Annotated in this window: 24 protein-coding genes and 1 riboswitch; of the genes, 17 read left to right on the top strand and 7 right to left on the bottom strand. The window is 37.4% G+C overall.

The annotated features are described in order from the left end of the window. The first annotated feature begins 20 nt into the window (after positions 1-20). Positions 21-1016 (top strand): ABC transporter substrate-binding protein, encoded by a 996-nt coding sequence (locus NST77_RS19240; protein WP_235973207.1) that lies wholly within the window; start codon positions 21-23, stop codon positions 1014-1016. Between the two features lie 54 nt (positions 1017-1070). Then, positions 1071-1180, top strand: a riboswitch (TPP riboswitch). Positions 1181-1342: 162 nt separating this feature from the next. Further along, on the top strand, positions 1343-1840 hold the full coding sequence (thiW, locus tag NST77_RS19235; protein ID WP_047940833.1) for an energy coupling factor transporter S component ThiW: 498 nt from the start codon (positions 1343-1345) through the stop codon (positions 1838-1840). A gap of 302 nt (positions 1841-2142) precedes the next feature. Here thiW and NST77_RS19230 read toward each other — a convergent pair whose 3' ends face one another. After that, positions 2143-2859: a UTRA domain-containing protein gene (locus tag NST77_RS19230; RefSeq protein ID WP_163185174.1), complete on the bottom strand. Its 717-nt coding sequence runs from the start codon at positions 2857-2859 to the stop codon at positions 2143-2145. 253 nt (positions 2860-3112) lie between these two features. Here NST77_RS19230 and NST77_RS19225 point away from each other — a divergent pair, with 253 nt between their 5' ends. The 9 genes from NST77_RS19225 (at position 3113) to NST77_RS19185 (ending at position 12232) form a co-directional block, all read left to right on the top strand. Beyond that, entirely contained in the window at positions 3113-3421 is a 309-nt protein-coding gene (locus tag NST77_RS19225; protein WP_047940831.1) for a PTS sugar transporter subunit IIB, read from the top strand. 4 nt (positions 3422-3425) lie between these two features. Beyond that, on the top strand, positions 3426-4784 hold the full coding sequence (locus tag NST77_RS19220) for a PTS sugar transporter subunit IIC (RefSeq protein ID WP_095329488.1): 1359 nt from the start codon (positions 3426-3428) through the stop codon (positions 4782-4784). Between the two features lie 18 nt (positions 4785-4802). Then, positions 4803-5147 (top strand): PTS lactose/cellobiose transporter subunit IIA, encoded by a 345-nt coding sequence (locus tag NST77_RS19215; RefSeq protein ID WP_047940829.1) that lies wholly within the window; start codon positions 4803-4805, stop codon positions 5145-5147. Further along, complete coding sequence (locus NST77_RS19210) at positions 5144-6481, top strand: 6-phospho-beta-glucosidase (RefSeq protein ID WP_341123420.1); 1338 nt, start codon at positions 5144-5146, stop codon at positions 6479-6481. The genes NST77_RS19215 and NST77_RS19210 overlap by 4 nt, the downstream gene beginning before the upstream one ends. Positions 6482-6529: 48 nt before the next feature. Next, positions 6530-7225 carry a chitin disaccharide deacetylase gene (gene chbG / locus NST77_RS19205; RefSeq protein WP_095329490.1) on the top strand — a complete coding sequence of 232 codons (696 nt, stop codon included), beginning with the start codon at positions 6530-6532 and terminating at the stop codon, positions 7223-7225. Positions 7226-7478: 253 nt separating this feature from the next. Continuing rightward, positions 7479-8720 carry a PucR family transcriptional regulator gene (locus tag NST77_RS19200; protein ID WP_341123419.1) on the top strand — a complete coding sequence of 414 codons (1242 nt, stop codon included), beginning with the start codon at positions 7479-7481 and terminating at the stop codon, positions 8718-8720. Between the two features lie 162 nt (positions 8721-8882). Continuing rightward, positions 8883-10019, top strand: a complete 1137-nt coding sequence (gene ald, locus NST77_RS19195; protein WP_123258516.1) for an alanine dehydrogenase — start codon at positions 8883-8885, stop codon at positions 10017-10019. A gap of 288 nt (positions 10020-10307) precedes the next feature. Then, on the top strand, positions 10308-11249 hold the full coding sequence (locus NST77_RS19190; RefSeq protein ID WP_095329493.1) for an ABC transporter ATP-binding protein: 942 nt from the start codon (positions 10308-10310) through the stop codon (positions 11247-11249). After that, entirely contained in the window at positions 11246-12232 is a 987-nt protein-coding gene (locus tag NST77_RS19185) for an ABC transporter permease (RefSeq protein ID WP_095329494.1), read from the top strand. The genes NST77_RS19190 and NST77_RS19185 overlap by 4 nt, the downstream gene beginning before the upstream one ends. 276 nt (positions 12233-12508) lie before the next feature. On the opposite strand, the gene NST77_RS19180 is transcribed toward NST77_RS19185, so the two are convergent. Beyond that, complete coding sequence (locus NST77_RS19180) at positions 12509-12646, bottom strand: hypothetical protein (protein ID WP_162837571.1); 138 nt, start codon at positions 12644-12646, stop codon at positions 12509-12511. Positions 12647-12895: 249 nt separating this feature from the next. On the opposite strand from NST77_RS19180, the gene NST77_RS19175 reads away from it, so the two are divergent. The 5 genes from NST77_RS19175 to NST77_RS19155 all read left to right on the top strand — a co-directional run bounded on the left by NST77_RS19175 (position 12896) and on the right by NST77_RS19155 (position 17397). Beyond that, complete coding sequence (locus NST77_RS19175) at positions 12896-13222, top strand: MerR family transcriptional regulator (RefSeq protein WP_047940823.1); 327 nt, start codon at positions 12896-12898, stop codon at positions 13220-13222. A gap of 287 nt (positions 13223-13509) precedes the next feature. Further along, positions 13510-14274 (top strand): threonine/serine exporter family protein, encoded by a 765-nt coding sequence (locus tag NST77_RS19170; protein ID WP_095329495.1) that lies wholly within the window; start codon positions 13510-13512, stop codon positions 14272-14274. 15 nt (positions 14275-14289) lie between these two features. Further along, positions 14290-14748, top strand: a complete 459-nt coding sequence (locus tag NST77_RS19165) for a threonine/serine exporter family protein (protein WP_095329496.1) — start codon at positions 14290-14292, stop codon at positions 14746-14748. A gap of 263 nt (positions 14749-15011) precedes the next feature. Then, the gene (locus NST77_RS19160; RefSeq protein WP_095329497.1) at positions 15012-16343 is read left to right on the top strand and encodes a 6-phospho-beta-glucosidase; all 1332 of its coding nucleotides are present in this window, start codon (positions 15012-15014) and stop codon (positions 16341-16343) included. A gap of 151 nt (positions 16344-16494) precedes the next feature. Beyond that, the gene (locus tag NST77_RS19155) at positions 16495-17397 is read left to right on the top strand and encodes an NAD(P)/FAD-dependent oxidoreductase (protein WP_095329498.1); all 903 of its coding nucleotides are present in this window, start codon (positions 16495-16497) and stop codon (positions 17395-17397) included. 57 nt (positions 17398-17454) lie between these two features. Here the strand turns inward: NST77_RS19155 and NST77_RS19150 are convergent, their stop codons facing one another. Then, positions 17455-18177, bottom strand: a complete 723-nt coding sequence (locus NST77_RS19150) for a class I SAM-dependent methyltransferase (RefSeq protein ID WP_163185134.1) — start codon at positions 18175-18177, stop codon at positions 17455-17457. A 155-nt stretch (positions 18178-18332) separates the two neighbouring features. Between NST77_RS19150 and ybaK the strand changes: the two genes are divergently transcribed. Beyond that, complete coding sequence (gene ybaK / locus NST77_RS19145; RefSeq protein WP_163185137.1) at positions 18333-18809, top strand: Cys-tRNA(Pro) deacylase; 477 nt, start codon at positions 18333-18335, stop codon at positions 18807-18809. A gap of 161 nt (positions 18810-18970) precedes the next feature. On the opposite strand, the gene cydC is transcribed toward ybaK, so the two are convergent. From cydC to NST77_RS19125, 4 genes are read right to left on the bottom strand one after another with little or no spacing between them, the layout of a single operon-like run. After that, entirely contained in the window at positions 18971-20692 is a 1722-nt protein-coding gene (gene cydC, locus NST77_RS19140) for a thiol reductant ABC exporter subunit CydC (RefSeq protein WP_163185140.1), read from the bottom strand. Between the two features lie 17 nt (positions 20693-20709). Beyond that, positions 20710-22410: a thiol reductant ABC exporter subunit CydD gene (gene cydD, locus NST77_RS19135; protein ID WP_163185143.1), complete on the bottom strand. Its 1701-nt coding sequence runs from the start codon at positions 22408-22410 to the stop codon at positions 20710-20712. Continuing rightward, the gene (gene cydB / locus NST77_RS19130; RefSeq protein WP_123258511.1) at positions 22410-23426 is read right to left on the bottom strand and encodes a cytochrome d ubiquinol oxidase subunit II; all 1017 of its coding nucleotides are present in this window, start codon (positions 23424-23426) and stop codon (positions 22410-22412) included. The genes cydD and cydB overlap by 1 nt, the downstream gene beginning before the upstream one ends. Beyond that, positions 23419-24822, bottom strand: coding sequence for a cytochrome ubiquinol oxidase subunit I (locus NST77_RS19125; protein ID WP_123258510.1), 1404 nt, complete (start codon positions 24820-24822; stop codon positions 23419-23421). The genes cydB and NST77_RS19125 overlap by 8 nt, the downstream gene beginning before the upstream one ends. Positions 24823-24843 lie beyond the last annotated feature (21 nt).

The raw sequence follows: 24843 nt of genomic DNA, 5'->3' as shown, positions 1-24843 counted from the left end.
AGTGGAGGCTTTTTCTACTTATGTGTTTTAGTTTTGTCTTAATCCTTGCAGGATGTTCATCAAAAGAAGAAAAGGGAACGAAGGATGGGTTGCGGAAGATTGTTATTTCAGAGCCAGTTCATTTGATCGGCTATCTTCCACTGTATGTTGCCATAGAAGAAGGTTATTTTAAAGAAGAGGGATTGGAAGTAGAAGTGATTACGGCAACCGGAGGAGCACATGTTACGTCTGTTGTTAGCGGTGATGCCTGGGGCGTTATGGGCGGACCAGATTCTGTGCAAATGGCCAATTTAGGAAGTTCTGATCCGATTCAGTCAGTAGTAAACGTCGTTAACCGTGCTAATGTTTATTTGATGGGAAACTCAGATGAAACGATTGATAGTACAAACGATGAAGAGCTGGCAAATTACTTAAAAGGGAAAGTTATTGCAGCTGGGCGTTATGGTGGTAGTCCGAATCTTTTAACTAGATGGCTGTTAATGGAGCTAGGATTAGATCCGGAAAAAGATGTAAAGTTAGAAGAACCAGCTGATGCCAGTGCCGTAGTTTCTCTTGTAGAATCCGGAAATGCGGATATTGCTAATGGTGGAGAACCGCAAATCACAGAAGGAATGAAAAAGGGAGCATGGAAAGAGCCATTCTACAGTTTTGCTAGTTTGGGAGACTACCCTTATTCTGTTGTCAGTGTAAAAAAATCTACGATTGAGAAAGAACCGAAAGTTGTGGAGAGCTTTGTAAAAGCAGTTTTAAAAGGACTTAAGAAAGTGGATGAAGACCCAGACCTAGCCATGAAAGTGTTAAAAGCAGAATTTCCAACTACATCGGATGAGATTTTACAAGCATCCTTGGATCGTGCTTATGCTGATGAATTATGGAGCAAGGACGGTTACATCTCAGAGGAAGCTGTTGCAAAACCAATGGATGTTGTCGAGAAAACGGGTGTCTATACGGAAGGCTATAAATACGAAGAATTAATCGATATGCAGTTTGTGGATAAATTGTCCAAGAAACAATGAGAATAATTCTTTGCGTCCTAAATGAAATAAGTTAAAATGAAGGTATAAGCATATATGGACTACTAGGGGTGCCAGTTGGTGGCTGAGAGAAAAACAAATTCGTTTTTTAACCCTAACGACCTGATCTGGATCATACCAGCGTAGGGAAGTAGCGGATTCACTCTATTTCTTTTGACTTTAGCAGTCAGGTCTATTTAGATCTGGCTTTTTTAGTTTGTAAAAAGCTGTCGTGTAATTGCCCTGTAAGCCTTATGGGTCTACGAGTCAATAGAAGGTTTGCTTAGTCTCCATGCTTAAAACTATTTTGAGTGGAGGAAATAATTACGATGAAAAGAATTAAATTATTGGTGATTATGGCCATGTTTACGGCAATTGGGACATATGGCTCAACCTTAGTATGGTTTCCGGCAGGTATTGCCAAGGCATATCCTGTTCAGCATGCTTTAAATGTAATAGCGGGAGCAATACTTGGACCGGTTCCAGCAGTTATCATCGCTTTTGCTACTTCCTTGTTAAGAAACCTATTAGGAACGGGATCCTTATTAGCATTTCCAGGAAGTATGATTGGCGCACTTTTGGCAGGCTATCTATTTCATAAAACAGCTAAGCCAATCTTTGCAGCTTTAGGTGAATTTATTGGAACAGGCGTCATCGCCTCCTTAGTGGCAGTACCATATGCATCGTTTTTCTTAGGGACAAAAACGGGTGCTCTCTTTTATTTGCCATCCTTTGCTGTTAGCAGTTTTGCAGGATCCATCATTGGTGTCATCTTAGTAAGTCGTTTAGTAAAAATAAAATCAATTCAAATGTTAACTCAAAATTAGCAGCATAATAGATGAAGGACCGGTTAGAACATGCTTATGGGATAACCGGTCTTTTTGTGGATAAATATACTAATTTTGTGGATGGTATGTGGATAACGCAGGTGATTTTTATTGTATTTGTGGAAAACCAAGTAGGAATCAGGTGATATTTAGTAGGAGAAAAGATGTTCTGTGGATTTATTGTGGAAAACTAGGCGAGGGAGAAGGCTAGGAAAGAGAAGTTAGAATGAAGAGAATAGAGGAAAAACAGTTGGAACAAAAAAGGATATTTGTTATTACAAATATCCTTTTGATTGCCTTCTTCAATAATTCCGCTCAATAACAAAGTGTGCTCTGTCTCCTCGGAAAATAGTTTTGGAGTATTCAATGGCAGTTTCATCTTCTGCATAAGCAAAGGTTTCAAGTAGAAAGCAAGGGGATCCTGCAGGAATTTCCAATTTCTTAGAAATAGTGTCATCTGCTAAAACTATTTCTAAGTGCTCTATTGTTTTGCGGATTTTAATATTATACTTCGTTTCCAACATCTTGTATAAAGATTTTTCGCAAGCAGCGCTATCTAATCCTGGTGCCTTGTGCCAAGGCAGATAAGAGATTTCATATTGTAGTGGAGCATCATTTACATAACGCATGCGTTCTAAGCAGTTAACGGGATCCCCTATATTTTGGTTGAATTGCTTAGCTAGAAAATCGGTCGCTTCAATAACCTTCAGCTGAAGCACCTTGATAGAAGGGGCTTTCCCTTGCAAAGTAATTTGTTCAGAGAATTGCTCTACTGTACTAGTTAAAGATTGTTTGATTTTATTTTCGGCTACAAAGGTACCTTTTCCTTGTACTCGATAAACATAGCCCTCAACTGTTAGTTGTTGAAGGGCTGTGCGAATCGTTGTTCTGCTGACACCGAATGTGTTACAAAATTCAGCTTCGGTTGGTAATTTAGTATTTGGTTGATATTCGCCGCTTTTAATCATGTCGATAATGGACTCTTTTACAATCGAGTGTAGCGCAGCATCTTTGTTCATTTCTTCCACAATCGTTTCCCTCCATATTGTCCCTAAATATAGAATATCTTTTCTATTCCTAATAAGCAAATAAATAACAAATTTGTAGTAACAAATAAATTTGTTATTGAAATATGTCATATTTGTTATTACAATATGAATATAAGATATTACTACTTTCCGAAGAAGGGTGGCTGATAAAAAGACGTACGAAAGGAAACATTTTTTAGAATGAAATATCGGAATAATCTATCAATTAAAAGGGGATGGAATAGTGAATATTTTACTATGTTGTTCAGCCGGAATGTCTACAAGTTTATTAGTTTCAAAGATGGAGCAAAGTGCCAGAAACCAAGGGATAGACTGCAAGATTTGGGCAATAGCAGCCTCAGAAGTGAACAACGAGATAGAGAAAGCTGATGTTATTTTGTTAGGTCCTCAAGTACGATTTCTATTACCACAAGTAAAAAAGGCCGGCGACCAAAGAGGAATTCCAGTTGCAACAATTAATCCACAGGACTATGGATTATGTAATGGTGAAAAAGTGTTAGAACATGCCACAGCTTTAATAAAGGGGGAATAAAGAGATGATGGGATTTATTGAAAAATATATTATGCCTTTTGCATTAAAGCTTGGTAATCAAAGACATTTGCTTGCTATCAGGGATACGTTAATTGGAATGATTGCTATTACCATTGTAGGTTCATTTGCTGTACTTTTTAATAATCTAGGTCAAATTATTCCCCCTTATGGAAAAATGATGGAAGCAATATTCGGAGCTAACTGGTCGACTTTGGGTGGGGACATATGGTTTGGAACATTTGCTTTTCTTTCTGTATTTGCAGTCTTTGGGATTTCCTATAAATTAGCTAGATCCTATGGGGATGAAGGGTTTGAAGCAATGCTTATTTCTGCTGCATGTTTCTTTTTACTTTTGCCCCAAACAGCAAGTGTCACGTTACCAATAGATGAAGCTGCTACTGAAACAGTTGCAGGTGGAGTCTGGGGGCTAGTATCTGTCAATTACTTCAATGCCACTGCCCTTTTTACTGCTATTATCGTAGCGATAATCGCCACAGAAATTTTCTTGCGTTTATCGAAAATCAAGGCTTTAATCATCAAAATGCCAGATGGAGTACCGCCAGCTGTTTCTAAATCCTTTGCAAAATTAGTACCAGGTATGGGAACTATTTTTCTAGTTGGCGTGTTTGGCGTTATCTTCAGAATGATAACAGATGGAAAAGTTCTAAATGATTGGTTAAATACGGTTATTGTCTCTCCATTAACAAATGCAGTTGATTCTCTTCCATTTGCAGTATTAATTGTTTTATTAGTGCATTTATTCTGGATGGTTGGACTTCATGGTCCAAACATATTAGGTGGGATTACGACACCATTATTTGAAAAAACAGGAGCAGAAAACATTGATTTAGCGCAATCAGGAATTCAAGCATTAGGAGAATATCATATATTAGCTGGATCCTTCCTAGATGCATTTGTTTACTTGGGCGGATCAGGTGCTACTTTAGGATTAATTATTGCGATGATAATTGCAGGGAGAAAACGGTATAAACAAATGATTGGTCTTGGTGGGGCGCCTGGGGTATTCCAAATTAATGAACCAATCCTTTTTGGTTTGCCAATCGTCTTAAACCCTATTTGGTTTATTCCATTTGTAATTGGGCCAGTTATTACAACTGTCATTTCTTATCTTGCTGTGCAGTATGGCATCGTTCCACCGGTAACGGCTAAGATTCCATGGGTTACACCACCGATAATTGGCGGGTACTTAGCGACGGGGGGAAGCTTTTGGGGAGCTGGTTTGGCAGCATTAAATTTAGTGATATCAACAGTTGTTTATTTACCATTTGTTTATGCACAAGTAAAAATTGATTCCAAAAATAAAACAGAGCTTACGAAAGATTCGGATTCAGTTAGTCTCTAAAGGAAGAAGGGTGCAAACATGAATAAGGAAGAATTATACCAACTCTCCTTTCAGCTGATATTACATAGTGGAAATGCGAGAAGCTTTGCGATGGAAGCAATTCAAGACGCGAAAAAAAAGGATTTTGCTGAAGCCAAAAAGAAGATAACAGAGTCGGAAGCAGAACTATCGGAGGCTCATAAAATCCAGACCAAATTACTCCATCTTGAAGCCGGCGGAGATCAATTTATGATTCCGATTATTCTTATTCATGCACAGGATCACTTAATGAATGCAATGACATTGAAGGATCTTGCGGTTGAAATAATTGATTTACGGCAGGAGTGTATGCAACAGACAACGAGAAAGGGGTCGGTAGAATGAGTCGCGGTTTAAAAATTGTAACTATTGGAGGTGGCTCAAGCTATACACCGGAACTAATAGAAGGCTTTATTAAATATCATAACGAGTTACCAGTTAAAGAAATTTGGCTGGTAGATATTGAGGAAGGAAAGGAAAAGTTAGAAATTGTTGGGGAGCTTGCGCGTAGAATGGTAAAGAAAGCGGGAGTTTCTATTGATATTTTCCTTACGCTGGATCGAAAAAAGGCTCTGGAGGGAGCGGATTTTGTTACAACACAATTACGAGTCGGTCAGCTCGCTGCAAGAGCACTTGATGAAAAAATCCCTTTGAAGTATGGAGTCATCGGACAGGAAACAAATGGACCTGGGGGGGTATTTAAAGCTTTTCGAACTATTCCGGTTATTTTGGAAATAGCGAAAGAAATGGAGGAGCTTTGTCCGAATGCCTGGCTCATAAATTTTACAAATCCAGCTGGAATGGTAACAGAAGCAGTTCTTCGCCACAGTCGTATCACAAAAGTTGCTGGCTTGTGTAATGTGCCAATCGGGATGGAACGGGGGGTTGCTGATTTACTAGCAGTTGATCCTGCCAGAGTGAGAATTGATTTTGCAGGGTTAAATCATATGGTTTACGGGCTAGACGTTTATATAGATGGTAAAAGTGTAAAGGAACAGGTCATTAAGTTAATCACAGATCCGAAAAAGGCTATTACGATGCAAAATATTCACGCGATGGGCTGGGAACCTTCGTTTTTAAGAGGATTGAATTTATTTCCTTGCCCTTATCACAACTATTATTATAAAACAGGAGATGTGCTCGCTCAGGAATTAAAGGAAGCAGAAAAGGGGGAAACGCGAGCAGAGGTTGTACAGAAGTTAGAAGAGGGTTTGTTTGAATTATATAAAGATCCAGAATTAGCGATTAAGCCTCCTCAGTTAGAAAAGCGCGGAGGAGCTTACTATAGTGACGCTGCTGTACGTTTAATTTGCTCCATTTATACAGATAAATGTGATATTCAAGCGGTGAATACTGCTAATCATGGTGCCATTACAGGAATTCCATATGAATCAGCGGTAGAAGTAAGCTGTATAATTACAAAGGATGGTCCCAAGCCAATAACAGTGGGAGAACTTCCAGTAGCAGTTCAAGGATTAGTAACCCAAATCAAGTCCTTTGAAAGGGTAGCGATAGAAGCAGCTATTTCCGGTGACTATGATAAGGCATTGCTTGCTATGACCATTAATCCCCTTGTCCCAAGCGATCGAATTGCTAAACTGATCCTAGATGAGATGCTTGAAGCACATAAGGAATATTTACCACAGTTTTTCACGGAAAAGGAAAATATTCGTATGTAAAAAGCGGAGTTATGCTGAATGTGACTAGCTTTAAAAGGAGACGAATCCATGACAAAAATAATCATTAATGCAGATGATTTTGGTTTTAGCCGAGGAGTTAATTATGGAATTGTTGATTCCCATCTTAAGGGAATTGTTACTTCCGCAACCATGATGATGAATGCAACAGCAACAAAGCATGCCATCACTTTAGCAAAGGAGACACCTTCTTTAAAAGTTGGTGTCCATCTTGTATTAACATGGGGAAGGCCACTTTTACATGATGTTCCAACACTTGTAGATGAGTCTGGTAATTTTAAAAAGCAGCCTTTTGTATATGGCGATCCAGAATCTATAAGCTTAGATGATTTAGAAAGAGAATGGACCGCACAAATTGAAAAGTGCTTAAATGCCGGCCTTGCCCCTTCCCATTTAGATAGTCATCATCATATGCATGGAATAAAAGAATTTTATCCGGTAATTAAAAAGCTTTCGGAAAAATATAAATTACCTGTAAGAAATGGAGGCACTCATTTTACGGATATTCCAACATTAACAGATGTTTTTCTTGATGATTTCTATGGTGAGGGAATTACAGAGAATTATTTTGAAAAATTAGGAGAGCGTGTGAAACCTGGAACAAGCATTGAAGTAATGACCCATCCTGCTTATATAGATGAGACATTAATGCAGGAATCATCCTATAATATGCAAAGGATAAAAGAAACAAGGATATTAATGGAAGCAAGCCTAAAAAACGGCTGATTTAATCCTGCGTGACAGACCTTTCAAAGGAGTAAATTCTTTTGAAAGGTTTTTTGTTGAAGAAAAGGTAAAAGGGAACCAACCCATCTTAGGTTTTACTGGCGAGAACAAGCAAACGAGAAGTGATACCGTTTTGGCCGAAAGAATATAATCTTCTAAAGATTCTTATTGTTGAAAGCGTTATAAACGAGATAAAATAAAGATATAACAAGATTGAACGATTTTAGTAAGCGTTTTGGAGAGGAGTAGATGGATGACAGCTGAGCCGCGAAACCCGTTTAGAAGGGATATGTATGATTCCCTTGAAAGTTTTGTAGATCATGTTAGTGAATTATTAGGATGTCCGATTACGTTGGAGGATCCTCATCATCGTGTGCTAGTATACAGCAGTCATGACGAAGAAACGGATATGGTCAGAATCTCTACCATAATTAGCCGCAGGGTTCCGGAGAGGGTAATCAATCGTTTATGGAAGGATGGGGTGATTCCGCAGCTTCTTCAAAGTAAAAAGCCAATTCGAATTAAAGAGAAAAGGGAAATCGGCCTTGGAAATCGGGTGGCAGTTTCCATTTGGAGAGGGGAGGAGGTAATCGGATATATTTGGGCCATTGAAATGGGTACCTCTCTAACAGAAGAAAAGATGGGGTTTTTAGAGAACGCGGCATCAGTAGCGCGTCATTTATTGTCACGCTTTGCTACAAGCAAAACTCCTACTTTACAGGACAATCAAGAATTTTTTTGGAGAATGTTAACTGGGTATGTGAAAGAGACAGATATAGACGAAAAATTAAAGGAAATGGGAATGTCTGCAGCAGCTTGCTTTACGGTGATGATTTTTCCGTTTTCTAAAATGATTACAAAGGAAATAGAAAAGCATATCCTCTATCTATTGAAGGTATCCCAAGATGTAAAAATTTCTTTCTCCACTATTGAAGATAACGAATTAATTATTTTGGCAACTCCCCTTGAGGATAACGGGGACTCTATTGCTTGTTATAAAAAATTCATTAAAAGTTTTCAACAAAACCTAGAAGAAAGATTTTCTATTAAAGAAGTAAGGGGTTCCTTTGGAGGGATTTACAAACAGCATCGAGATATACCAAAGAGTTTCAGAGAAGCGAGGACTGTTTTAGAGGTACGTGAGAAATTCCCTCAGGAAGCAGGGGCATTCGTTCACTACCAAGAGTTAGGTATCTATCAGTTTTTAGATATCCTTTTAGAAAAACGAAGACAAGATGGATCGGAAAATGTTGCCATTCGAAATCTAAAAAAATATGATTCAACCCATCATACAGAATTATTAGCAACACTAGAGGCTTACTTAGATGAAAGTGAAAATATTCAAAAGACAGCTGCGCGTTTGCACATCCATCCTAATACGCTTACTTATCGTTTAAAGCGGATGGTAGAAATCATGGAAGTGGATTTGTCGGTTCCTAGTCAAAAATTTATGATCTACTTAGATTTAAAATTAATGCATTGGCAGAAAGAATAGAAATAGGATTAGAAACCTTTCCTCTTTTCCCTTTGTGTTTTTTCACAAATGAGCGATTTTTGTTTCATTAATTTTAACAAAGATAATTTTCTGAATTCGTCCTATTATAATATTAACACAACTAACAATTAATGTTAATTTTTATCACAAGGGGGAATTCTCATGATTATTGGTATCCCAAAGGAAATTAAAAACAATGAAAATAGGGTCGCAATTACTCCTTCCGGTGTGTCTTATTTAAAGAATGGCGGTCACGAAATTTTAGTAGAACAAAATGCAGGAATCGGCAGTGGCTTTACAGATGAAGAATATACGGCGGCGGGTGCGCAGATAATCGACTCAGCTGCTCGAGTATGGAATACAGCAGAAATGATTATAAAAGTAAAAGAACCGCTCGCTTCAGAATACCAATATTTCCGTAAAGGACTTATTTTATTTACGTACTTACATTTAGCGGCAGAACAGGAACTAGCAAAGGCGTTAACAGAGAATGGTGTGACTGGAATCGCTTATGAAACAATTGAAGTAAATGGTAAATTACCATTATTGACACCAATGAGTGAGGTTGCAGGAAGAATGGCTGTTCAAATTGGTGCTCAGTTCTTAGAAAAGCCTCATGGAGGAAAGGGAATCTTATTAGCAGGTGTCCCTGGTGTCAAAAAAGGGAATGTAACCATCATTGGCGGTGGAGTTGTGGGAATGAATGCAGCGAAAATTGCCATTGGCTTAGGGGCGAATGTAACGCTGTTAGACTTAAATCCAGAAAGATTAAGAGAGTTAGATAATCAATTTGGTGCAAGCCTAAGTACTGTTATTTCTAACCCAGTAAACATTGAAGAAGCTGTGGTGAATGCAGATTTGGTGATTGGTGCTGTATTAATTCCAGGTGCAAAGGCACCGAAGCTAGTAACAGAAGCGATGGTGAAGAAGATGGCTCCAGGTTCTGTTATTGTGGATGTGGCAATTGATCAAGGCGGGATTTTTGAAACAGTAGATCATATCACTACCCATGATAATCCTACCTATGTGAAGCATGGAGTTGTGCATTATGCTGTAGCAAATATGCCTGGTGCTGTTCCGAGAACATCTACGATTGCCTTAACAAATGTAACAATGCCATATGCACTTCAAATTGCTAATCTAGGCGCAGTAGCGGCAATTGAAACGAATTACGCTATTAAACAAGGTGTAAATACTTTTGCTGGAAAAATCACCTCTGCTCCAGTAGCAAAAGATCTTGGTTATGAGTATAAATCAGTTCAAGAACTTATTAACAATTTATCTACAACCACTGTTTAAACATACAAGTTCTATAGGAATATCCATAGCCGTTCCCTCTGAATAAATCAAAGGCGAGCGGTTTTTTATTTATTTTTCCTAAGAGTTATAGCGGATTTGGTCTGCTCCCACTAGAAAAAATATGTAATCAGCCAGCGTGTTGTCAGTATGGAGAAAAAAATTTCCAAAAAAGTTTATTTAATTGAAACTTTTCCTAAAAAAAACCGTATTAGTATACGGAAAGTGAAGGAATACATCTTGTGGGTAGACGGAACTACTTAAGAGCAATTATATAGAAGGGAGAAAAAAATGAGCTTAAATGCATTAGAGGTCACAAATCTCACTAAGAGAATTAAAGGCAGAAACATTGTTGATAATGTTAGTTTTTCTGTGGAAAAAGGGGAGATATTCGGATTATTAGGTCCTAACGGAGCGGGGAAAACAACGATTATCCGCATGATTGTTAACCTAATAAATAGAACGAATGGAAAAGTAATCATCGATAGCTATAATGTGGATGATAATTTTTCAGAAGCGATGAGCAGCTTAGGTGCGATTGTAGAAAATCCTGAGTTCTATAAATATATGAGTGGATATAAGAATTTAAAGCATTATGCAAGAATGGCTAAGGAGCCAATTTCAGAAGAACGCTTTAATGAAGTTATTAAACTAGTAGGATTAGAAAATGCCATTCATCAAAAAGTGAAGACCTATTCGCTTGGTATGAGGCAGCGTCTTGGAGTTGCTCAGGCGTTATTACATAAACCAGCACTTCTTATTCTAGATGAACCTACAAATGGTTTAGACCCCCAAGGGATTCGCGAATTTCGTGATTATTTGCATTTATTAGCGAGTGAAGGGATTTCTGTTTTAGTATCCTCTCACCTTTTATCGGAAATGCAATTAATGTGTCATCGATTTGCGATTATTGAAAAGGGAAAATTAATTCATATTTCTAATATGGACGAAACAGTTTCGGATGAAGAAGTAAGTGTAAGGGAAGTAACGTTTGAATTAGACTCGCCCGAAAAAGCAGTTGAACTCCTTCGTAATAGTGAATATGAAGTCGCGGAAAGTTCCGTGAAAGGCAGAGAGTTGATGGCGAAGCTGCCTAAAGAAACGATTCCTCTTGTTAATAAATTGTTTGTCGAGAACAATGTTGCTGTATACGGCATTTATGTTGTAAAAGCTACATTAGAGGATCGCTTCTTAGAAATAACCAATCAGAAGAGAGAGGAGGAAACAAAATGATTGGATTAGTACAAAATGAACTTATAAAGATTTGGGAAAAGAAAAACAGCTGGATATTTCCCATCATTCTCTTATTTGCCCTTATTGGCGGAAGTTTCTTGGAAACGAAGATAACTCCCCAATATAAAGGAGATGACTGGCGTGCAAAAGTACAAGCAGAAATAAATGAACTGGAACAGAAACTGCCTACAGCTGAAACAGAAGATACTTTAATGAAAAGTGGAAAAGATTTTGATTGGGATGATACGAAAGAATCGATTGAAACGAAAATCCAAGATTATCAAAATAATTTAAAGCAGGACGTCAGTCCGTATTCAAATACTTGGTCCAATATGAATGGAATAGTTATTGGAATGAAATCTCTAGTAACTTTATTTGTGGTAATTATATGTGCGGGTAGCGTTTCCTCGGAATTCTCAGATGGAACCATTAAGCAATTGTTGATTCGACCATATAAGCGTTGGGCAATCCTACTATCTAAATATATTGCTTTATTGATATATACTGCCATATTAATTGCGTTCTTAATGGGTGTTGGCTATTTAGTAAGTATTGTATTTTTCGGAGTTGGAAATTTTGAAGATAAAGTGCTTGTTTTTGGGACAGTTGACCAAATTGTAGCAAGTGGTGGACCGTTCTTTTTGAAAAGCATCCTATATTATTTACCGGGATTATTGTTTGTATTAACTTTATCCTTTATGCTATCGACATTATTCAAAAATCAAGCAATCGCAGTGGGAGTTGGGGTATTTATATTGTTTGTTTCCTCAACAATTGGTCAACTTATTCAATCGTTAGCTGAAAAGTATGCCTGGCTAAAACTGTTAGTGTTCCCACACTTAGACCAAACGGTTTTCTTGTTTAAAGATAAAATAATCGAAACAATAACCATGCCGATGTCTCTAGGTATCTTATTTATCTACTATGCGATAATCATGATCATCACTTTTTGGTTTTTCAAAAAGAAAGATGTTAGTATTTAATGATCACAACCATCTGTTAGTTCCCCATTTTATTGGGGACTTAACGGATGGTTTTTTTGTTAGATTATTAAAAGAAATAGACAATCACTTGCGATTGTAGGTAAATTCTTATAAAATGATGTTAAGTTTATTAACAATAAAGTAACATGATTTGTTTCTTTGAAAGTTAATGAATGATAGAGTCACTGTTTATAAACAAAAAAGGAATCCATCAATCGTTTTTGATTGGGAATTCCTCTATATAACAACATGAATTGTAAAGGTTATACAGTTTGTTTAGCTATTCTGAACAATTCGAAGAAGTTCATGGGCGTGTTCACCCGCAACTTCTGCTAAGTGTTCCCAAATTTCGTCTCTCAAAAGATCAAGTTCCACAATCTTTTTAGCTAAATCGACTGCTTCTTTGGTTATCATCTAAGAAGGCTCCTCTCCATTTACAAAAAATAATACCTATTACCTATTCCTTGGCTGGAAAATAAGAAATAGTTTATACATTTAGCATTTTAACGAAAAGTAAAGAAAAAATCATTAAAAATGTAAGGAAATCTTACCTATTTTTTAATTTTATGTTAGGAAATATAACAAAAGGTGTTCTGTTTTATCTGAAAAGTATTATAATTAGGATAAATGAGAATACTACTTTACTTCATGAGGTGAGATGTAATGGATCATGAACCGTCCTATAAGAAAAGAAAGGTCATTACTATTGGTGTTGTAAGTGAACTAACTGGATTAACGGAAAGACAAATTCGATATTATGAACAGCGAAAATTAATTTTTCCGGAGAGACCAGAAAGAGGAAATAGAAAATATTCATTCTCTGATGTAGAAAGACTGATTGAGATTGCTAATAAACGAGAAGAAGGAGTTCGGACACATGAAATTAGACAAGAGATTATGAAAAAAAACAAGGAAGAAGAAGAGCGGAAAGTCAAAAAGCAAATGCTCCGTGGTCAAATCAATGCGAGATTTGGCATTCAGAACGATTAATAAAAAACACTATATGTTATTTTTTTAGTCCATTTGATGTCATAATGGACTTTTTATTTTGGAAAAAATTTTTTTCACTCTTCTGTTTTGTTAATAAAAATTCCTCTATTTTATTTTCCCTTCAATTATTGATAAAATAGCCATATTTCATATAAACTGTAATTTGTTGCTTATGATAAAAATAGCTTTTTTAAATGACTAATAAAGAATGCTAAAAGTACTAATGAGATGAAACTTCTTGTGGATGATTTTGAGAGTACCTATACTGTTCTAGTTGGAGAGATAGTATGACATATATATCAGTGGAAAAAACATATGACATTATGGAGATCTGCATATTAGCAGGAAGTATTATGCTGCAAAATGGAGCGGAGACCCATCGAGTAGAAGATACGATGACAAGAATTGCAACTGCTTATGGTGTGACCGATTCTGACTGCTTTGTTACCCCAACAGGCATTATTTTATCATTAGAAGGGGAAGAACCGACAAAGACGAAATTAAATCGGATTATTGAGCGGACAACTAATTTAGAAAAGGTAGCTCGTGTAAATGATATTTCTCGTAAAATAAGTACAGGAACAGTAAGTATGAAGGAAGCGTACCATTTATTGAAAGATGTGGAAGATGAAAAATGTACGTATTCGGATTCCTTTCAAGTCATCGCAGCTGCCATTGCAAGTGGTTGTTTTTTAATCATGTTCAATGGAGTTTGGGGAGATTTTATCCCTGCCTTGCTAGCTGGTGGTTTAGGCTTTTTGTGTTCCTTGTATTTTCACAAAGCTTTGCAAATAAAGTTTTTTGCTGAGTTATCGGCAGCCTTTGTTATTGGGCTAGTGGCTTTTTTCTCTGTTTCCATTGGCTTTGGACAAGAGGTGGATAAGATTATTATCGGCTCTGTAATGCCGCTTGTACCAGGTTTGCTTATTACAAATGCAGTGCGGGATCTAATAGCAGGTCATTTAGTATCTGGTATTTCAAAAGGAGCAGAGGCTTTTTTAACAGCTACAGCAATTGGTTCAGGGATCGCCGTTGCATTTTTTATTTTTTAAGGAGAGGAATAAGTAATGAATGAATTTTTAGCACAGGCAATAACTAGCTTTGTTGCAACGTTTGGCTTTGGAATTATTTTTCATATTCCTCGGAAATTATTAATCCAATGTGGATTTGCAGGGACAATTGGATGGATGGCATATTGGACAATTGTTCATTTTCATCAAAATGAAGTAATTGCGGCCTTGTCTGGCTCTTTTCTTGTCGCCGTCATAAGTCAAGTGTTCGCCAGAATATATAAATCACCAGTTATTATATTTAGTGTCGCTGGGATCATTCCTTTAGTTCCGGGGGGAGCTGCTTATAATGCGATGCGTAATTTTGTCGAGAATAATTATTATGTAGCGGTAAGCTTAGCAGCAAAGGTCTGCTTAATTTCAGGATCTATTGCAATGGGTCTAATGTTATCGGAAGTAATTAATCAATTAATATTCCGGGCAAGCACTCGGAAAAAGTCACTTGATAAAGGGTAAAAGCTCTTTATCAAGTTTTTTTATAAGCAAATAGAGCAAAGGAATTCTATTGTTTTTTTAGAGGGGGCAGTATTCCTTGTGGAACAGCATGTTTTTCTTTTGGAACACGTTCCAATATGTGTGAAAAAAACCTATTTCCCAGCATCCTATTTACTCGGGACTAGTTAGACGTTAAGGTTGTAAGTGAAGAGATATTCGTTTGATTTTTATCGGTAATTTTGTAAGGGATTGCAGAAATAAACGGAAAAGGAAGGCGATCTATTATGGGAAAAGGGATTAAAATTGTTACTATTGGCGGTGGGTCAAGCTACACACCTGAATTAGTGGAAGGATTTATTAAGCGATATGATTCATTACCTGTGCGGGAACTTTGGTTAGTAGATATTCCTGAAGGACAAGAAAAGCTTAATATTGTTGGAAATCTAGCGAAGAGAATGGTGAAGAAAGCAGGTTTACCAATTGAAATTCACTTAACTCTAGATCGAAGAGAAGCGCTTAAGGATGCTGATTTTGTTACAACTCAATTTCGAGTTGGTTTACTAGCTGCACGTGCAAAAGATGAAAGAATTCCTCTAAAGTATAATGTGATTGGACAAGAAACGAATGGTCCAGGAGGACTGTTTAAAGGATTAAGAACCATTCCTATCATTTTAGATATTGTAAAGGATATGGAAGAGCTTTGTCCAAACGCTTGGCTCATTAACTTTACAAACCCAGCTGGAATGGTGACAGAAGCTGTTCTTCGTCATAGTAATTGGAAAAAGATTGTCGGGTTATGTAATGTACCGATTTCTATCCAAATGGGTATCGCTAAGCTATTAGAAGTAGAATCTAGTCGTGTACACGTTGATTTTGCTGGCTTGAACCATATGGTATTCGGGTTAAATGTATACTTAGATGGGGAGAACATTACACCAGAATTTTTAGAGAAAATGTCGAAGCATAAAAGTGATACGATGAGGAATATTGCTGCTATTGACTGGGAGCCAGACTTTATAAAAGCATTAGGAGTTATTCCATGTGGGTATCACCGTTATTATTATAAGCAATCAGAAATGCTGCAAAATGAGCTGGAAGAAGCAGCAGAACAAGGTACACGTGCTGAAGTCGTTCAGCAATTAGAAAAAGAGCTGTTTGAACTTTATAAAGATGAAAACTTAGACATAAAACCGCCGCAGCTAGAAAAAAGAGGTGGCGCTTATTATAGTGATGCAGCTTGCAGCTTAATTGATTCTATGTACAATGACAGAAGAGATATTCAGCCTGTCAATACAATAAATAATGGAGCTATTGCAAGCATTCCAGATGAATCAGCGGTAGAAATTAGCAGTATTATCACAAAGGATGGTCCAAAACCGATTGCAATCGGCGATTTACCTGTTGCAGTTCGCGGACTTGTTCAACAAATTAAGTCCTTTGAAAGAGTGGCAGCAGAAGCGGCAGTTACCGGGAATTATCATACAGCATTATTAGCTATGACGATTAATCCGTTGTTGCCGTCAGACAAAGTGGCAAAACAAATTTTGGATGAAATGCTAGAAGCACATAAAGAACACTTACCGCAATTCTTTAAAGAAGAAGTAGTATCTTCATAAGATAGGATTAAATGGCTATGTATTCGGGAATCCCGTAATACATAGCCATTTTTTAATTTTGCCCATTTCGGACAGTATTTTGGAAGAATAAGAATAGTTTCCACGTAAAAACTAAAGAAACAGGATTGACTAAAAGAAAGAAGGGAAAAAGATGGCCGAAGTTCTTGATTGCATTATTATAGGCGGTGGCATAGCAGGATTGCAGGCAGCGATTCAATTAGGAAGATATAATCATGATGTGCTTATTATTGATGCAGAGGATGGTCGATCTACGATATGTAAAAGCTATCATAATATTTTAGGATATCCTGATGGAATCAGCGGCTCAGAATTGCGGAGCTTAGGAAGGAAGCAGGCAGAAAACCTTGGGGTAGAGTTTCTGAAGAGTACTGTTACTTCTTTAAAGAAGGAAGAGGGGCATTTTACGGCAGCAACGGCAAAAGGCTTGTTTCAATCTCGGAAAATTTTGCTTGCAACAGGTGTCATGGATAATATTCCTCCATTTACAGAATTGTATCCTTGTCTTGGAATCAGTGTTTATTTATGCCCGGATTGTGATGGATATGAAGTAAAGGATAAAAAAACAATAGTGATTGGAAATGGAAGTGTCGGGGCAAATATGGCCCTTACTTTGTTGTATTGGACAAGTGATATTACGTATATTAATCATGGTGGGGAGGCTATTTGCGAAAAGCTGGGAAGACAATTAAGTGATAGTGGAATTTCCGTTTTTACAGAGAGAATAGATCGTGTATTAGCAGATGATTCCCAAATCAAAGGGTATGTATTGGGAAATGGGAAGATGCTCGAGACGAGTCATAGTTTTATTGCATTTGGCGGGAATAAAGTAAAGTCAGATTTGGCAGTGCCTTTAGGGGTCGAGATAATGGAAAATAATCATATAATCGTAAATGCGCGTACGAAAATGACCAATATAGATGGGGTTTGGGCAGCGGGTGATGTTGTGGCTCATTCGGAGCAGGTTACAATCGCAATGGGAGAAGGATCGCAAGCAGCTATATGGATTCATAAAGCTTTACTAAAGGACAGCTGAAAATAAAAAAGGAGGTTACTCAAATGGATGCTAATCTTTTTGAGTAACCTCCTTTTTTTACAAACTAGCTCTATAGACTCGATAACCGATTATATCACCATAGGTATAAAGAATATAGGAATGGTCCATCAATTTACCTTCTAATTGGACATTCGTTGGTACGGTTCTATCAATTGCTTCATCTTCTTTTTCCATTCCCGTCATCATATGGGAAAAAACAGAGTGCCCAAGTTTTATTTCTACTTTGGGAAAACCAGCTTCCGTCATTAAATATATCCATTCTTTTTCTGTATAAACCTTTTCAATTCCATATACTTCACACATATTCTGTTGTTCTATTGCATGGAGACTTCTTTCTGCCGTCATTTCTAACAATAGTAGGATGCCGCCTGGTTTGAGCACTCTTTTAATTTCGGCAAGGGAGTTTTTGCAATTAGTGAAAATTAGTACAGATTCTATTAAAATGATGTCAAAGCTGTTGGAAGGAAAGGGCATCTTCTCTAGGCTTCCTTGCACTAATTGGATCGACAGCTTTTCTTTTTTAAATCGTTCTTTTGCTCTTTTCACCATTGTAGGATGATAATCAATACTTGTAACAGCACATGGATAGTTCTTTTTTATATAAGCTGATGTTTGGCCTGTGCCGCAGCCGCCATCAAGTAATGTTGTATGGCTCGTAATTTTTTCTTGTTCTAATAAGAACTTTGTTAATGTTAATCCACCTGGATGTGCACCGCTCACCCCGAAATAGGCAAGGGCATCTTGATAGGTCGGTTTCATTTTATTCCTCCCAGCAAGTCGATTTCTACTTTCCATACTATATGAAGAATATGATGCTTTGGTTCTGCAATAATTAATACTCATTTTGGGTGGCGATATGATATGGTTTAATTAGAGAAAATTTACCAGCGTTAGGAAAGGAAGTGTATATAGCTATGGCTATTACCAAAACAAATGCAATGCGAATTTTGGATGCCGAAAAGATTCCCTACAGTGTACATACCTATGAAAATAAGGATGGAAAAATCGATGGTATATCCGTTGCGGGTAAGATTGGTAAAGAAATCGAAATGGTGTATAAAACACTTGTGGTGAAAGATACGGGGAATGGAATTTATGTATTTGTTATCCCTGTTGAAGCAGAGCTTGATTTAAAAAAAGCAGCAAAAGTAGTCAATGCAAAAAAGCTAGAAATGATTGCCGTAAAGGATATTCAAAAAACAACTGGTTATATTCGGGGTGGCTGTTCGCCAATCGGCATGAAAAAAAAATATGAGACAATCCTGGATGAGAGTGTGAACAAACAATCCTCAATTATTGTTAGTGGAGGGAAGATTGGTGTTCAAATTGAAATGGAAGTTAACAATTTAATCCAAGTAACAGAAGCAAGAGTAGAAGATGTAATTCATTAAATTTTTAAGAGCAGGGCAGGCCGTTCAACATGTCTTAGTGAAGAGGTATCCTCAAAGGCTCTTTTGCGAAAACCGAAGAGTGAAAAGGTAACAGAGGAAGAACCGAAACAAATAAAACATTAAGGCGACCTTCTTTAATGAAGACTCGCCTATTATCGGATTCATTCTGGATGATCTAATGCATATAATTGCTGGTAGCGGCTGCTTGTAGCTAGCAGTTCTTGATGGCTTCCTCTCAGAACGATCTCTCCTTGATCCATAAAGATAATTTCATCCATCTCTTCTACACCTACAAGATGATGGGTAATCCAGATGATTGTTTTTCCTTCCAATGTTGTAAAGATTGTTTTAAGCAATGCTTTTTCTGTTTTTGGGTCAAGACTGGCATTTGGTTCATCCATAATAACAATAGGAGTCTTTTGGAGCAATATTCTGGCTAGTGCTACTCTTTGTCTCTCTCCGCCAGAAAAACGTTGGCCAGTTTCCTCCATAAAAGTAGCCAACCCATTTGGCAAGGAGGAAATTAACTCCTCTAATTGAGCCGCTTTAATCGCTTTTATTAGTTCTTCATCGGATGCTTCTTCTACCCCTAGTAAAATATTATTTCGTAAGGTTGTTGCAAAGAGGTGAGGTGTTTGATTGAGCACAGATATAATCGAAGAAGTCTCTGCATGAAACGAAGCAGATGTCTCTCCATTATAAGTGACTCTTCCTGTTGTTGGCTGGATTACTCCTTGAATCAATTTCAGTAAGGTTGATTTACCAGCACCGCTTCTACCGATAATGGCAATCTTTTTCCCCTGTGGAATATCTAAACTTACATTAGATAGGGATAAAGTTTGTTCTTTCTCATACTGATAAGAAATTTGATCAACTTGAATATTGACTATATCGGTGTCCAAGATCGGACGAACTCTTTCGTTTTTTTGTTCAGGAACATTTAGTTTGTTAAGTCTAGCTAGCGAGTCTTGATAGGCTGGCAGTTTTTCAAATGCATCAGAAACGACTAGAAAAGCGTCCAAGATTGGTAAGGCAACTAGAATAATAGCAGCAATTAATGTAACAGGAATAGCTCCATCGATATATTGCTTACTAGACCAGAAAACGAGAGAAAGGATAATCAATGCCGCAACTGCTTGGGAAGCAAAGTTGCGCCACCGAGTAAATTGAACAAGTTTATAATTGATTTGCGCAACAATCGCTTCCTCTTTTTCATATTCCTCTATAAAGCTTTTCGACCGACCGCTGATAACCCAGTCGCTAATACCTAAAATACTATCCGTTAATTTTTGATATAGCCCGTTTCTTTTTTGTTTAAATTCTCTTTGATTTTCGCGCATGAGCACTAAAGAAAGAATAGGAAAGACGAATAATAATAGGCCTAAATAAATGGCCATAAGAATGGCGAAAGGAATATCTAATATCCCAATAGCACATACCACTAAAATATATAAAACAGAGGTTGCAAAGGTAGGGAAAATGGTCCGTAAATATATATTTTGCAGTTTCTCAATGTCATCAGAAAGAATCCCGAGCATGTCGCCAACTTTAAATCTGCTTTTTAAAAACAAAGCTTGTGGTTCTAAAATTTGATATAGCTTTATCCGCATTTTCGATAAAATGCGCAGAACGGTATGATGACCAGCCAATTTTTCTAAATAGCTTAAAACAGCCCGACTAATACCAAAGGTTCTCACGCCAACAATTGGTACATAAACCATTAATATATTTTCGACTGGGATGGCTGATTTAGAAATAAGATAGCCAGAAGTAAAGGTAAGCATCGCAGCTGTAAGTAAAGCTAGGACACTCAAGAAAAGAATTAAGACAATTCGGCCACTATTTGCTTTCAGAAATGGAGAAATCCATTTGTTTTCATTCATTTTTAGAGTCATCCTCCTTACTGTTGTAATAGCTTATAATAAAAGCCCTTTGCTGCGACTAGCTCTTCATGTGTGCCTGTTTCTACGATGGTGCCTTGATCCATGACAATAATCGAATCCATCTCTTTCATCCAATGAAGACGATGAGTTGCCAGGAATACTAATTTCTCATTAAATAAAGGAAGCATCATTTCTTTTAATTCAAACTCCGTTTCAATATCTAAATGGGAAGTTGGCTCATCTAACAGCATGATTTTTCGATTGGTTAAGAATGCACGTGCCAAAGCAATTCTTTGTTCCTGCCCGCCACTTAAATTTCTTCCTCCATCTCCTAATATTTCATCTAGACCATTAGGAAAAGTGGTGTAAATGTCGTATAGCCCAGTTGCTTTTAATGCTTGGATAATTTCCTCGTCGGTAGCATCTGGATGATAAAAGGCAATATTTTCTCGTAACGTCATGCTAAATATATAAGGAGCTTGCGGGATATACGTAGTCAGCTGTCTCCATTCCTCTGTCATAAGGCTAGGTAAAGAAACACCATTTACAGAAATACTCCCCGCGCAATGCTGAGAAAACCCGCTTAGGAGGTCAATAAGCGTAGACTTCCCCGCGCCACTTTCACCGACAACACCAATTTTTTTATAACCATCAATCGTAAAGGAAAGGTTTTTTAAGGTTGCCTTTTCCTTTGGATGATGCTGAAAGGTAACATGGTCAAACGTTAAGAAAGGATTATTACCTAAAGAAATAGACTGTCCTGTCATTTTGGTAGATTTTTGGGTTTGGATAATCGTTTGGATTGCATCCCCAGCTTCTTTTCCGTCTAATGTTGCGTGATAATCAGCTCCGACCATTCGAACAGGCAGGAAAAATTCTGGTGCTAAAATAAGAATCATTAAGGCAGGTAATAAAACTAAATCACCGTTTATTAAGCGTAATCCTAAGTTTACTGCTACCACTGCAACAGAAAGCGAGGTAAAGAAGTCTAAAGAAAAGGAGGATAAGAATGCTAATCGTAATGTTTTCATCGTTGCCCCGCGATATTGTTCACTTACTTTTTCGATATTTCCGCTATGCTGTTTGCTTCTTCCTAGAAACTTCAGTGTTTCTAGTCCTCTTAAAGAATCCAAAAAGTGATTAGATAAGATTTTGTAGGTGGCAAGCTGCCGATTCATTTGGCTGCTAGCTGCCATGCCCACAAGTATTAGAAATCCGATTAAAATCGGCGTTGTAACTGTTAAGATTACACCCGATAGCCAATCATTCCAATATACATATAGAATAATCATGCCTGGAACTATTCCGGTAGCCAGCATTCTTGGTAGAAAAAGCTCCAAATATGTTTTATATTGGCTAATCCCTTCAAGGACAAGTGTAGCAATGTTTCCACTTCCTTGTTTCTTGGTGAACTTAGGACCTACTTCAAATAATTTTTGCATTAACTGAAGACGAAGCTCTTTACTCGTTTTTTCAGCAAATGCGGTAGCGATATTTTGTTGGATAGTGTGTAAAAAATGCCGCCCTAAAAAAGCTAATAAGAACAATATGATCTTTACATATTGTTCTTGATAGGCCTCTCCGTTATATAAAGAGGCTATTATTTCTGCAAGCCATTTGGCCTGCAGAATAATAGCAGCTCCTTCCACAATGGTTAATATTCCTATAGTTGCGAGAATCGGCTTGATCCCAGTAAGTTTTAAAAGATTTTTATCCATTAGTATTCTAAATGGGACTTCTCAGTAATACGTTTCCGGAACACAATATAGCTCCATATCTGATAGCCAAGAACAAATGGCAGAAGCGTTAGGGCTACAATTGTCATCACTTTTAAAGAATAGTGACCGGAAGCTGCGTTGTGAATGGTTAAACTAAATGCATCACTTATTGAGCTAACCATTACTCTAGGGAATAAGCCGATGAAAATGGAAGCAAAGGATAAGGTGATAACGGCACCAGTCATCCCGAAAGCCCATCCATCCATTTTTCGAGAGATAAAGAATCCGCCAACGACAAAAGCAATAACCCCTAATGAGAAGATAAAGGAAAGGATTAAGCCGCGTTCTTGGAAAATATCTGTTTTAATATAGGTTAATGCAGAAAATAACGTTAATAAGATACCTAGTAAAGGCAAAAGCTTTTGTGCTAAATTTCTTGCTCTTTCTCGTAAGTCCCCAACGGTACGTAAGGTAGTAAATACTAGTCCGTGTACAAGGCAAAGGACTAATACTGTAAGCCCTCCTGTTAATGTATAGTAGTTTACAACATCAAAGAAGCCAGCTTTTAATTCCATATTTTTATCGATTGGCAGTCCTTGCATAAAGCAAGCAAAAACAACGCCAAATAATAAAGGTGGAAGAAAGCTTCCTAAGAAAATACAAAGATCCCATGCCTTTTTCCATGCAGGGTGGCTATCTTTTGCACGGAATTCAAATCCTGTTGCCCGAACGATTAATGCTAATAAAACAACTACAAGCGGTGTATAAAATCCGCTGAACATCGTAGCATACCAATGAGGGAAAGCGGCGAACATGGCGCCCCCTGCAGTAATTAACCACACTTCATTTGCATCCCAGTAAGGACCAATAGAATTAATGAGTATTCGTTTTTCCATATCATTTCTTGCTAAAAGCTTTGTTGACATTCCAACCCCAAAATCAAAACCTTCTAAAAAGAAGAATCCAATAAATAAAACAGCGACTAAGATAAACCAAAGAACATTTAACTCAAGCATGGAAACCCTCCTTTGCAAACGGGTCATTCGTTACTTTTGTATCTTCTTTTTCCATCAAATATGGCCCTTTTTTAATAACTTTTACATATAAGTAAACCATGATAGCACCTAGAATCGCGTAGATGGTACAAAAGGCAATGATAGAGAATAATACTTGCCCGGCTGAAACACTTGGGGAAATACTATCTGCTGTTGTCATTAATCCAAAAACGGTCCATGGCTGTCTGCCAATTTCTGTCATAATCCATCCAGAGGTATTAGCGATAAATGGCAGGGAAATTCCTGCTACCATGAAACGGTAGAACCATTTATTAGGTTTAGTAACTAATTTCTTTTTCCAAGCCAGAAATACGCCATATATCCCAAGGAGAATCATTGCTACTCCTGCTGCAACCATAATGCGGAAACTCCAGAATGTTGTTTTAACTGGAGGAATATAATTGCCATCCCCATATTTCTGCACATACTCTGCTTGCAGGTCATTCATCCCTTTTACGCTGCCATCTAATGTGTTGTAAGAGAGGATGCTTAGTAGATAAGGGATTTTTACTTCTCCGCTATTTTGTTTGTTTTCTACATCAATATTGGCAAAAACGGTCCATGGTGCTGGATCTTCGCTTTCATCCCATAGTCCTTCACTAGCAGCCATTTTCATTGGTTGTGTTTCTACTAAAAATTGCGCTTGGGCATGACCAGCAACAAGTGTTAGAAAAGTAGCACTTAATGCAACGGTAATACCGATTTGAAAAGATTTTTTAAAGAAATCCACATCTTTTTTGCCTAGCAATTTAACAGCACTAATTCCACATACTAAAAATGCGCCAGTAGCTAGTGCTCCAAATACAGTATGAGGGAACTCAACAAGAACTTGGCCGTTTGTAATAAGTGCAAAAAAATCATTCATTTCAGCGCGGCCATTATTAATCTCAAATCCAACTGGGCGCTGCATAAAGCTGTTTGCTGCTAAAATCCAGAAAGCGGAAATGGTTGTTCCAAATGCGGTAAGCCAAATACATGCTAAATGTACTTTTTTTGATAAACGATCCCAGCCGAATATCCAAAGTCCGATAAAGGTGCTTTCCATAAAGAAAGCGAGCAATGCCTCAATCGCAAGTGGTGCCCCAAATACATCACCAACAAAGCGAGAATAGTTAGACCAGTTCATACCAAACTGGAATTCTTGAAGAATCCCTGTAACAATACCAATAACAAAATTGATTAAAAATAATTTGCCCCAAAACTTTGCCATTTTTTTATATTCTTCATTCCCAGTTTTCACATAAAAAGATTCCATGATTGCGATAATAAATACTAAACCAATAGAAATGGGAACGAATAAAAAGTGGAATATGGTCGTTGAAGCAAATTGTAAACGCGATAGAAAAATCATATCCATGAATTTCTCCTCCTTTTTTGT

The organism is Niallia sp. FSL W8-0177, from assembly GCF_038006285.1.
GTDB lineage: Bacteria > Bacillota > Bacilli > Bacillales > Cytobacillaceae > Niallia > Niallia circulans_A.
This window is presented reverse-complemented; position numbering and strand designations above follow the sequence as displayed.